The 12,602-nt window shown below is 41.2% G+C and carries 8 protein-coding genes and 1 rRNA gene; 2 read left to right on the plus strand and 7 right to left on the minus strand.

Annotation, left to right across the window (positions count from 1 at the left end; all coding sequences use genetic code 11):
• The coding region (locus JWR61_RS24210; RefSeq protein WP_301930256.1) for a diacylglycerol kinase family protein at window positions 1-707 on the minus strand (707 nt) is incomplete at its 3' end.
• A gap of 93 nt (window positions 708-800) precedes the next feature.
• A complete protein-coding gene (locus JWR61_RS24215) occupies window positions 801-1,793 on the minus strand; it encodes a TrkA family potassium uptake protein (RefSeq protein WP_301930257.1) in 993 nt (330 codons plus the stop codon).
• A gap of 175 nt (window positions 1,794-1,968) precedes the next feature.
• On the opposite strand from JWR61_RS24215, the gene JWR61_RS24220 reads away from it, so the two are divergent.
• The gene (locus tag JWR61_RS24220; protein WP_301930258.1) at window positions 1,969-5,082 is read left to right on the plus strand and encodes a hypothetical protein; all 3,114 of its coding nucleotides are present in this window, start codon (window positions 1,969-1,971) and stop codon (window positions 5,080-5,082) included.
• Between the two features lie 75 nt (window positions 5,083-5,157).
• On the opposite strand, the gene JWR61_RS24225 is transcribed toward JWR61_RS24220, so the two are convergent.
• Both JWR61_RS24225 and JWR61_RS24230 read right to left on the minus strand, forming a co-directional pair.
• Entirely contained in the window at window positions 5,158-6,402 is a 1,245-nt protein-coding gene (locus JWR61_RS24225; RefSeq protein WP_301930259.1) for an FAD-binding oxidoreductase, read from the minus strand.
• An 89-nt stretch (window positions 6,403-6,491) separates the two neighbouring features.
• Window positions 6,492-8,456, minus strand: a complete 1,965-nt coding sequence (locus JWR61_RS24230) for a glycoside hydrolase family 127 protein (protein ID WP_301930260.1) — start codon at window positions 8,454-8,456, stop codon at window positions 6,492-6,494.
• Window positions 8,457-8,606: 150 nt separating this feature from the next.
• On the opposite strand from JWR61_RS24230, the gene JWR61_RS24235 reads away from it, so the two are divergent.
• Window positions 8,607-9,881, plus strand: coding sequence for a sterol desaturase family protein (locus tag JWR61_RS24235; RefSeq protein WP_301930261.1), 1,275 nt, complete (start codon window positions 8,607-8,609; stop codon window positions 9,879-9,881).
• Between the two features lies 1 nt (window position 9,882).
• Here JWR61_RS24235 and JWR61_RS24240 read toward each other — a convergent pair whose 3' ends face one another.
• The 3 genes from JWR61_RS24240 to rrf all read right to left on the minus strand — a co-directional run bounded on the left by JWR61_RS24240 (window position 9,883) and on the right by rrf (window position 12,588).
• Window positions 9,883-11,364 (minus strand): aldehyde dehydrogenase (NADP(+)), encoded by a 1,482-nt coding sequence (locus JWR61_RS24240; RefSeq protein ID WP_301930262.1) that lies wholly within the window; start codon window positions 11,362-11,364, stop codon window positions 9,883-9,885.
• A 226-nt stretch (window positions 11,365-11,590) separates the two neighbouring features.
• A complete protein-coding gene (locus tag JWR61_RS24245) occupies window positions 11,591-12,118 on the minus strand; it encodes a GNAT family N-acetyltransferase (protein WP_301930263.1) in 528 nt (175 codons plus the stop codon).
• A 358-nt stretch (window positions 12,119-12,476) separates the two neighbouring features.
• A 5S ribosomal RNA gene (rrf, locus tag JWR61_RS24250) occupies window positions 12,477-12,588 on the minus strand.
• Between the last annotated feature and the right edge of the window lie 14 nt (window positions 12,589-12,602).

Genomic DNA, 12,602 nt, shown 5'->3' on the forward strand with positions numbered 1-12,602 from the left:
TGTTTGCCTTTTTCTATAACCGGCAAGTAGCGCAGCCGTTTTAGAACGGTCAGCGCATCCGCAATCACAACATCCAGCAATCCATCATTGGCTGCGGCTTTTGGCGCAATGTGAAATCCGCCGCCCGCACGTCGCCCATTACTGATATCCACCAGAAGCTTTCTGCCGGCTATTGCCTTTTCACCGCATTGTATCAAATAATTTGCCGACCGGTAAGTAAAAATTTTTTTAAGAATCGTAAGCAGGAAGGAAGTTTTGCCCGGCAATTTATTCCGGCCGGTTAAAGCCTTCACCACTGCCCCTTCAAAACCAATACCAACGCCATTTATAAAATAACGGTCATTACATTTTCCTAAATCAATTGGCTTTGCTTCTTCATTTAAAGCGGTTTGTAATTGTTCTTCCAGCGTTTTAGTGCCGTATAATAACCAATGAAAATCGTTGCCTGTACCACCTTTAAACAGCACTAAAGGAAGCTGGATGCTGAGGTAGTGATTGATAAAATAGTTCAATGTGCCATCACCGCCTGCGATAAAAACATCTGTGAAGCCATTTAAATTGTCTGGCCAGTTGTTTAGATATAGGGTATGCAAAATCTGTTTTGATAACAGTGCTGTAACAATTTGATTGGCGCAATCAACTGCCCTTCCTGCACCCGCTGCAGGGTTACAAACAATAGCAATATTTTTTTCAGGAAATGGCAGCATAGTAAATCAGAACAATAACCAGGTAAGCGTTAATCAAAAATTCTATAAAAAAAACTCAGACAAAAGCCTGGTAAAAATTATTTTTGATATTCCCTAAATCATATTTTTTGCCTGCTCAATTTGTTCATCACTTCCCATTACAATAATGCTTAGGCCGGTATGTAACTGAAATGCTGCTGATGGATTCATTGTGTAATTATTTTCCTCCTTGATGCCTAAAATTGTGCAGTTGGTTTTTTTCCACAGATCAAGCTCATTAAGCGAAATATTTTTAGTGGCCTTCAACTCTGCCACCCTGAATTGTGTATTATTTTTTGTACTCATCATTGACAACAGTTCCATTACATCCGGCATCATGATCAACGTAGCCATATGTGCACCACCTATTTTATCGGGCATAATTACATTGCTGGCACCGGCGATTTTTAATTTGTTTACAGATGAATCCTGCGAAGCCCGGCTGATAATAGTTACGGATGGATTAAGCTGTTTTGCAGAGAGCACGACAAATAAATTATCAGCATCTACCGGCAATGTTGTAATGAGCGCCCTGGCTTTATTTATTCCTGCCTCAATCAATATTTCATCTTTGGTAGCATCCCCTTTCAAATAATGTTTTACTTCAAAGCCAAGTGTAGTGTCAGGCTCTTTTTTTTCTTCCACTATTACAAATGGTATTTTGTTATTGAATAATATCTGCGCACTTTCTTTACCATTACGGCCAAAGCCACAAATAATAACATGATTGTTTAAATGATCTATCTTATTATCCATGTTGATTCTTTTAAATTGTTTTACAAGTTCGAGGTCGGAAAAATAACGGGACAGCCAGGTGATGAAATAGGTAAACAACCCTAAGTTAATCAGGATAAGTAAGATGGTGAAAACACGCCCGGGGTTAGTAAGTGGCTTAACTTCATTAAACCCGACGGAGGCTACTGTTATCACCGTCATGTAAAGCGCTTCTAAAAAACTATATTTTTCAATAAGCATATAACCCACCGTGCCAATCAGCATTAAACCACCCAATAAAAGCAAAGCGAAGAAAAGACCTTTGAACAGGTGTAAACGTTTTAATAAATACATGCTGGAAATTATTATTGAAAAGTATGACTTTAGCGTGAAACAAAGAAGATAAATTATGAATTTGAAAAACTAATAATACCCAATCTTCAGACAGGGCACAAAAAAATACGTTCATCAACACGGGCATAACATTGCCAGCTTTGTTGTAATTTTCAACTTCAATAAAATTATTTTCATGAGATTACTTTTATCTGCCGCTGCGTTATTGAGCGTCTTGTTTTCCTGGGCCCAAAAAGAAAAAACACCGCCCGCATCTGTGGACTCTGTATTATTTGGAAAGGTAAAATACAGGCTGGTAGGCCCTTTCAGGGGTGGTCGCAGTGGCACAGTGGCAGGCAGCTATAAAAATAAAAATACTTTTTTCTTCGGTGCTGTAGGCGGTGGTGTTTGGAAAACAACCGATGGCGGCAGCAACTGGAAAAACATAAGCGATAAAAGTTTTGGTGGCAGCATTGGAGCAGTAGCAGTAGCGCCCAGTGATGAAAGCATTTTATATGTAGGAGAAGGCGAGAATACATTAAGGGGTAATGTAAGCGAAGGCACAAATGGATTATGGAAAAGTGAAGATGGAGGTCGCAGCTGGAAAAATATTGGTTTAAAAAATACCCGGCACATCGGCCGCATTGTTATTCATCCCAAAAACCCCGATATTGTTTGGGTTGCCGTAATTGGTCATTTATTTGGCCCCAGTGAAGATCGCGGTGTATATAAAACAATTGATGGCGGAAAAACCTGGCGCAAAGTTTTATTTGCCAATGCCAATGCAGGTGCGGCCGAACTGGTGATGGAACCGGGTAATCCTAATGTATTGTATGCAAGTACCTGGAACATCCGCCGCACCCCCTACAGCCTGGAAAGCGGAGGCCCCGGAAGTGGCTTGTGGAAGAGTATTGACGGCGGAGAAACCTGGACAACCCTGATGAATAAAAAGGGAATGCCGAAAAAAGAAATCATCGGAAATATTGGTATTACGGTAAGTGCCGTAAACCCGGAACGGATATACGCTTTGATTGAATGCAAGAGCAGGGGATTGTACCGCAGCGATGATGGTGGCAATACATGGGAAAAGCAAACGGATGACGCCAATATCTGCCAGCGGGCATGGTACTTCAGCAAAATTTTTGCTGATCCAAAAAATGAAGATGTTATCTATGCATTGAACGTAGGAATGTACCGCAGTACGGATGGTGGCAAAACATTTAAACAACCCATCAACACGCCTCATGGTGATCACCATGACCTTTGGATTGACCCTGAAGATGCCAACCGGATGATTGTGGCAGACGATGGCGGCGCACAGGTAAGCTTTGATGCCGGCGCCAACTGGAGTACTTATGAAAACCAGCCAACCGCCCAGTTCTACAGAGTTTCAACAGACAATCATTTTCCTTACCGCATACTGGGTGCACAGCAGGATAACAGTACGGTAAGAATATTAAGTGCCAGTGATGGCGACCGGATAACAACTGCAGACTGGAGCCCGACAGCTGGTGCGGAAAGCGGCTACGTTGTGGCTGATCCTTTGAACCCCGATGTTGTTTATGGCGGTAACTATGACGGATACCTGAGCCGTTATGACCATAAAACAGGTGAAAACAGGGCCATTAGCGTTTACCCTGATAACCCAATGGGAGCCGGTGTAATCACTATGAAATATCGCTTTCAATGGAACTTCCCTATTTTCTTTTCGCCTCACAATCCCAAGAGATTATACGTGTGTGCGCAAAATTTATTTGTAACAGAAAACGAAGGACAGACCTGGGAAATGATCAGTCCCGATCTTACTACCAATGATACCACTAAACAGCGCAGCAGCGGCGGCCCGATCACGCAGGATAATACTTCCGTAGAATATTATTGCACCATCTTTACCGCAATAGAAAGTCCGTATGAAAAAGATTTACTGTGGACTGGTAGTGATGATGGCCGCGTTAATGTGAGTAAAGACGGCGGAAAAAACTGGTCAGAAGTTACACCACCAACGGCAGGTAAATGGATGATGTGGAACTGTATTGACGCCGACCCTTTCAAAAAAGGAGCAGTCTATATTGTTGGTACAAAATATAAACTGGATGATTTTAAACCTTATATTTTTAAGACGGAAGATTACGGTAAAACATGGAAGGAAATCACCAATGGTATACCGGCAATGCATTTTGCCAGAACAATCCGTGCCGATAAAAAACGTGCAGGATTATTATATGCTGGTACAGAATATGGCATGTACATCAGTTACAATGATGGGGCTAACTGGCGGCCATTTCAACTCAACTTGCCCATTGTTCCAATAACCGATCTTACAATAAAAAACAATGATTTAATTGTTGCTACCCAGGGGCGTGCCTTCTGGAGTATTGACGACCTTACGCCGGTGCAGCAGTTCGACGCAGCAGCCGTGAATAAAAATTTTTATGTATTGCCTGTGAATGATGCTTACCGCCGTGACGGATCCGTAAACGCCAACGCAAAAAATGCCGGCACCAATCCAGCCAATGGCTCAGTTATCAATTTTTATGTAAAAGAAGTTGCTGACAGCGTGAAAGGAAGTGTCATCATACTCGATAAAAATAAAAAAGAGATCAAAACATTTGCAACAGATGCAAAAGAGAAAAAAGACCAGATAGAAATCAGCAAAGGCATGAACCAGTTTGTATGGAATATGAGTTATCCTGAAGCCGAAAAAATAGATGGGATGATTTTGTGGAATGGTTCGGTTGGCGGTCCTAAAGCCGCACCGGGACAGTATTTTGCAAAAGTAAAGGTGAATAAAGATTCCGCCGAAGTACCTTTTACTATTCTTGCAAACCCAACCTATAAAATCACGCAGCAGGATTATGAAGACCAGTTTAATACGTTGATCACTATCCGGGATAAATTCAGTGAGATACAAAAAGCCATTAAAAATATCCGGGATATGCGTACGCAAATCAATGGCTTTGCAGAACGCCAGGGAAAAGATTTGCCAAAAGAAATAAAAGAGAAAGGTGATACTATCAACAAACAATTGACAGTAATTGAAGAAGCCTTGTATCAAACAAAATCCAAAAGCGGGCAGGATGTATTGAACTATCCCATTCGTTTAAACGATAAAATAGGTGGCTTGTTTGATTATGCAAACAGCGGTTACAATGCACCTACACAACAGGTAAAACAAGCTTATACCGACCTGAGCGCCATGGCTGATATTCAGCTTAAAAAATTAAAACAATTGATGGATGTTGATGTGGTGGAATTAAACAAACTCATCAGGGAAAAAGCAGTACCTGTGATATCTCCCAAAAAGGAATAATACCTTATTTCCCTGATTTAATTTTTAATTACAACGGCCGATGATAATCATCGGCCGTTGTAATTTATTGAGTATTTAGAACCGGTTGAGTCTGAATGCACTCACATCAATATCACTTGTTTTATGCTGAATCAAATCTGTAACCAGTTTGCCTGTGCCGGTAGCTTCGGATATGCCCAGCATGGCGTGTCCACCAGCGATGATCACATTGTTGTATTGTTCGGTTCTGTCAATATAAGGCATACCATCCGGGGTTACAGGTCTTAAGCCATGCCATATTTTGTCTGTGGGAGGAAAATCAATTTTTAAACCCGGGTAAAATCTTTTTGCAGAATCGTACACGCCCTGCATCCTGCTCACCAAAACATTATTATTGATGCCACTTATTTCCATGGTACCACCGATTCTTAATTGTTGTCCCCACGGCGTAATAGCGCATCTTCCATCTACCAGTATAGCTGGATATCGCACGTTATTTTCAACTTGCTCATAGGTGTGGCTGTATCCCTTTCCTGGTTGTAGCAGTAAACGTATGCCCATCATTTTAGCGACAACCGGAAGCCAGCTCCCGGTAGCCAGCACAAGCTCACTGCAATGAAATGCGCCCTTATCAGTAATGATGGTAGTGATGGCATTATTTGCTTTTTCAAAACCGGTGACGGTTGTATTAAGATGAAACACCACGCCTGATTTTTCAAGATGACTTTTTAAAGCAATCATTAACTTTCCCGGATTCAAATGACAGTCATCTTTAAATAACACGGCTCCTGCAACGTCCAGTTCAACATCCGGCTCTAATTGCTGCACGCCCTGGCGGCTTAAGCGTTCTACTTTTAACCCATATTTTTCTGCTTCATCCGCCAGGTGAAATTCATGGTCCAATGTTTTTTGTTGCCTGCACATCATCAGGCAGCCCTTATCTTCCATCTCAAACGTATCGCCAATATCATTTTTTAAATCAAACATCAGCCTCCGGCTCACTTGTAAAATATCAATTAAATGCGGGCCATTTTGCTGCACCATTTCGGCTGTACTGCTTTTCCGGAAATGATATCCCCACCTCATTAAATCGAGGTTCAGCCTTGGTTTGATATAAAAAGGAGAAGTGGAACTGAGCATCCATTTTAGTCCTTGTGAGATAATGCCCGGACTTGCCAGCGGCACAAAGTGGCTGGGCGATATATAGCCCATGTTTCCGAATGAACAGCCATCACTTAGGTCGCCCCTTTCAATCAAATTTACTTTGTATCCTTCTTTTTGTAAATAATAGGCACTGCACAAGCCAATAATACCGCCGCCGATGATGGTGATATCTTTCATAAAGTAATTTATTGTTGAACAAAAAACTATCTATTCTTTATGTACAAACGCTAAAAATTCACCGCTTGTTTCTTGGAAAAATCGGCGACTTACTGATTATTAATTTTTACATCTTTCATTTTGGTTGGCAGCCATACCTGCATCTGGTTGCTGCCCCTGTTACACCAGGTGTAATAAGGAATGGCTGTCACTTTTTGCTGGGTAGTGTTAAGTGAAGTACCTTCTGCGTTGATATTAACCACCGGCAGCATTGCGTCCAGTGCAATTACCTTTTCATTTTTTACGCTGTAAGGTTCGGTTGTGAAGGAAGCATTGTTGGGTAAAATGATATTCCATGCCTTGCCATTGTTATCGGCACCTTCAAAACAATACACCAGGGGACCACGTTGTAAAGCTACACGGTCATTGTTTTGCTTCAGCTCATCCCTCGAAATAATTTTCTTGATTTCCATCGGAATTTCTATCTCCACTACATCAGTCTTTTTCCATTCCCTGTCAATAACAGCATAGCCTTTTTCTTCACTATAGGCAGTAGTTACACCATTTATCTTAATGGTTAATTTAGAAGAACTGCTGTCTGCAAAATGGTACAAACCACCGGGAGCAGGTATACACCTCGCCCATCCCGGTATACGGATGTGCAACCCATACTTCAATTTTTTTGGTGCATTCAATTGCAGTTTTACATTGCCATTCCAGGGATAGCCCGTCTCCATTTTTACGTCTACATTTCCTTTTGGTAAGGCGATAGTTGTGTTACTGCCGACAAATAAATTGATCCAGATATTGTTGTTATTCTGCGAATAAATATAATTACCCAATGATGCTACCAGCCTGGCAATGTTAGCCGGGCAACAGGCTGTACCAAACCATTCCCGGCGACTGTTTTTTCCATAAGATGCCAACGGATTGCCGTAAAAAAAATGATCGCCTTCCAACGACAAGCCATCTAAAGCACCATTGTATAAACTCTTTTCCAATACATCCATATACATACTTTCGCCGGTCAGTGCGTTCATGCGCTGGTTCCAGAAAACCATTCCCACACTGGCGCAGGTTTCACAGTAAGCGTTCTCATTCGGCAAGTCGTAGTCGTTGCTAAAGCCTTCGTTGCCGCCACTGCTGCCGATGCCGCCGGTAATATACATGTTTCTGAACACCACATCTTCCCAAACATTTTTCATCGCTTTCAGGTAGTCATTGTTGCCGGTAAGTGCCGCCACATCCGCCGCTCCGGAATACAGGTACATTGCTCTCACTGCATGGCCCGTAATTTCTGTCTGGTCTTTCAATGGCTTTAAATCCTGTGCATAGCCAGTGTCTTTCCAGTCAGTCCAGGTATAACCTTTTGCATAGCCGTGTCCACGTTCTTCCAGCAGCCAGTTCGATAATTTCAAATATTTTTCATCATTGGTTACCTTATACAATTTAACCAGCGCCAGTTCAAGTTCTTCATGGCCCGTTACCCAATGTTTTTTTGACGGGCCAAACAAAGCATCAAAATGGTTAGCCCATTTAATCACCACATCTAAAAATTTTCTTTTGCCCGTTACATTGTAATACGCCACCGCAGCTTCTATCATGTGTCCTGCATTGTAGTCTTCATGCATGCTCATGTCGGTATAGCGATTTTGGGGTTCGTTCAACGTGTAGAAAGTATTGAGGTAACCGTCGGGTTGTTGTGCTGCAGCAATCTTGTCAATCCACTCATCCGCCTTGGCTTCTACTGCAGCATTGGGATGCGTTTTTAAAGAATAGGCCATCGCTTCCAATGCCTTAAATACATCACTGTCATCGTAAAAAATACCTTCATGTTTTTCGCCTTTTTTGCGGGCAACTTTTTCGAAATTTCTAATGCGGGGTGTCTTCACTTCCGTTTGATCAATGCATACGGGTATGGTAACAGTAGCTACTTTATCAATCTTGGGCTTCCAGAAATCATCTGTAATATTTACTTTGGAGAAATTGACAAATTCAATTTTATCAAGGCCCGTTTGTGCCAGGGAAACAACAGATTGAAAAAGAATCGCGGTTAATAGAACATTTTTTTTCATATAGATATTTTTACTTGTTGTAAGTACATTTAGTTAGCATTTCCTGTCGTAAGATAGCCGCTGTTTTTGCGGAAACAATGGTTCAAATTAATCAAACTTCGTGAAAGTTTTAAAATTTGACAAAGTTGTTAAGTTTTGTAGATTTATAGTATGGAACAGTATGGAAAAATTCTGCTTATTGCGATGCCGGTTTTCTTGCTGCTGGTTTTGCTGGAAAAATGGTACGGCTATCTGAAAGGTAAAGACACAGTACCCAATATGGACATGATTTCCAGTTTAAGTTCAGGCGTAACCAATGTTACTAAAGATGTGCTTGGTTTAAGCATTGCTGTTTTAAGTTACGAGTGGCTGGTAAACAGGATCGCGATTTATCATGTTCAATCAACCTGGGACACCATACTGATTGCTTTTATTGTATTGGATTTTGCGGGTTACTGGGTGCATCGCATCGATCATAAAATTAATTTTTTCTGGAACAGCCATATCATTCATCACAGCAGCGAAGAGTTTAATTTAGCCTGTGCGTTGCGCCAGAGCATTTCAACTTTTGTGCGATTATTCGCTTTTTTACTGATACCGGCAGCCTTGCTGGGTGTACCTCCTGTGGTTATTGCTACTGTAGCGCCCATCCATTTGTTTGCGCAATTCTGGTATCACACGCAGCACATCAACAAAATGGGGGTTCTGGAATATATTTTAGTTACACCTTCACATCACCGCGTGCACCATGCCATCAACAAAGAATACATTGATAAGAATTATTCGCAAATATTTATTTTTTGGGACAAGTTGTTTGGTACTTTCCAGGAAGAACTGCCGGATGTAAAACCGGTGTACGGCATAACCAGACCAACACAAACCTGGAACCCCATCAGGATCAATTTTCAGCACATGTGGTTATTGATTAAAGACGCATGGCATACCAAAAGTTTCAAGGATAAATTACGCATCTGGTTCATGCCAACCGGCTGGAGGCCCGCTGATGTAGCGGCTTTGCACCCTGTTAACAAAATTGAAGATGTATACAATTTTGAAAAGTACCATGCTAAAAATACTTCCACTGTATTGAGTGCCTGGGTATGGATCCAGCTGATTGTGCTGCTTTTATTGGTAAGCTATTTATTTGGCAACATTGCGAAAATAGGCAGTCCTCAAATGTTTTTATACGGTGCTTTTATTTTCGTTTATGTATATGCTTATACTGAACTGATGGACGGAAATAAATATGCTATAGTTTGGGAGATGATCACCTCATTGGCTGGAATTGGATTCGTTGTTTATTTTGGAGACTGGTTTGGCGCAAATAAACTATTTACCTGGATCAGCAATTTTTTAGTGTTCTATTTTATTCTGGCTACTGCCATTACAGGTTGGCTGGTTTATTCATCCGGTAAACAAACCAGCCAACTATCTGTATCAATTTAACTTAGACTTGTGATTTAGTCAACTCATTATTTACTGTTCTCCAGATATCCAGGGGATTTTCATTTTTTAATTCATCGGGCAACAACTGGTTGTTCCAGTTTTGAAATGCAATGGGTCTTGCAAAACGTTTAATACCATCTGCACCAACAGAAGTAAATCTTGAATCGGTACAGGCAGGGAAAGGTCCGCCATGATGCATGCTTAAACAAACTTCCACACCTGTTGGAACACTGTTTAAAATAAATCTTCCGCAAATATTTTTTACTGCTTCCACCAACACTTCATTGCTGGTAATATCTGTATCGGTAGCCATCAATGTAGCCGTGAGCTGTCCTTCCAGGTGCTTTGCTGCTGCTATCATTTCATCCATATCCCTGCAACGGATTACCAAAGAATAAGGCCCGAAAACTTCCTGGTGTAACAATGGATTCTTTAAAAATGTTTCACCGGTTGCAGACGCTACTGTCGGTGTGCCTTCGTTTTCTTTTACTGCTGTAGCAGATTCTGCTATAAGTTCTACAGCATCCTGTTGTAATGCAGTCGTTTTATTTTTTGTATAGGCTGCGGCAATGCCGGGATGTAACATTGGCGCTGGCAAAACTTTTTGAATGGCTGTGCCTAACTCTTGTATAAACAATTGCAGGGCTTCGCTTTCAATACCAAATATTAGTCCCGGATTAGTGCAAAATTGCCCAACACCAAGCGTGATGGAACCTGCATATTGCTGGGCAATTTCGGTGGCCGCATTTTTCAATTTTTCTGGTAACAAAAAAACCGGATTAACGCTGCCCATTTCTGCAAAAACAGGGATGGGTTCCTTGCGTTGATTGCCCCAGTCGAACAACTGTTTACCTCCTCCGTATGAACCTGTGAAGCCTACTGCTTTTGTATGCGGATGTGTTACCAATGCTTTGCCTGTTTCGAAACTAACGCCATGGATATGCGCAAAAATTCCTTTAGGCATGTTGCATTTGTCTGCCGCCAATAAAATCGCGTTGGCAACTATTTCTGAGGTTTGTATATGTGCAGGATGTCCTTTTACAATTACAGGGCAACCGGCTGCAAAAGCACTCGCTGTATCTCCGCCCGCAGTTGAGTAAGCAAAGGGAAAATTGCTGGCTCCAAATACAACGACCGGCCCGAGCGGCACCAGCATTTTTCTGATGTCTGGTTTTGGTGGTACCTTATCCGGGATAGCAGTGTCTATGCTTGCTCCCAGCCAGTCACCTTTTTCGCAGGCAGCAGCATAACTGTTCAGCTGAAAAATGGTCCTGCCTCTTTCGCCCCGTAATCTTGCTTCGGGTAAATTGGTTTCACGCATGGCTGTTTCTATCAGCGGATCGCCACAATTTTCCAGTTCAACAGCAATGGCCCTCATGAAATCAGCCCTGCTTTTTAAAGGTAATTTGCGATACTCATGAAAGGCTGTCCATGCAGCATTCATTGCCTGTTCTATTTCTTCTGTACTTGCGTCTTTAATCATTTTTTATGTATTTATATAACCTGGTAGAAATTTTTTAGACGATAAGTGAAAGCATGACTCGATTTCACTGCTACATTGTGTTGTTGCCAGGATAAAATGCTATTTTTTATTCTTGCGACAAGTTTTGATAAAGATAAAGCATCCCTTTTAATAAATATTTCTAAGCGCTGGATAAGAGTACTTTCGTAAAAAGTAATAGAGCTTTTGAAATGCTATAAAGCTATTTTTATAACTGCATGAACATATCCAAGTTGTCTTTTCCCTGGTACCAAAATGAACCGGCTTGTTTGAAACAATGCTTACTGTAAAAATGAACTGCCCGCTGATTAAGTGTTTGCACTCCACCCCAAAGTATGAGATTTTTGTACCCGTTATTTTTAAGATACAACAGAATATACTGAAATATGGCAGTACCAATGCCTGCATTTTGCCACTCATCTGCAACAGACGGAGCGTAGGTAGCAGTTGACTTTTCGTCAAAGAAAATATGGTAATCGTCATAGCGACTTTTATCGGCATCAAGCATTCCTTTCCTTAAAAGCATATAGGCAATAATATTATTGCCTGAATCTTCGGCTATAAAATAAATGGTGTCTCCGTAAAGGTTATCACAAATTTCAATTGTTGTTTTAAGATCAAAAGCATGTGGTCCAAACCTGGACCTGCTTTCCGCGGAAAGCTGATTAAGGTAGTTGTATAGTCCTTGTTGATCCTTCCTTTCAAGCAATCTGAAAGAAACATTTTTGTCATTCATCAGTTGCATCATCGAAATTTAAAAGTGTTATTTAAGCTATTGAAATTATGCCAAAACCAGCTAACCTGAAAATTAGGAAAAAGCAAGTAATTGAGTAGACATCAGGATGAATGTATAATTTTTTTGTCCGGGCAGTTGATACTTTGTGGTCCTTCATATGCGTCGCACACTTGTACTGTTGTATTTAATGGCAACTTTGGGGATGTTTTACTGACAGCAGACTAAGATTAAAAATATTGCAGTGGAATATAGCGTGATGAATTGTTTGGGTTAGAAGGGTGAAGGAGAAGAGATAATGCTTCAAAAAAGTGTTGGGCATAAAAAAACCCGATCAAATAAATGATCGGGTCTCAAATGAATATGGCAGCTACCTACTCTCCCGGTTGGAATACCAGTACCATCGGCCATAAGGGGCTTAACTTCTCTGTTCGGTATGGGAAGAGGTGAACACCCTTGGCAAAACCACCATAAGATTTTACAAGTT

It is taken from the genome of Ferruginibacter sp. (assembly GCF_028288465.1).
GTDB lineage: Bacteria > Bacteroidota > Bacteroidia > Chitinophagales > Chitinophagaceae > Ferruginibacter.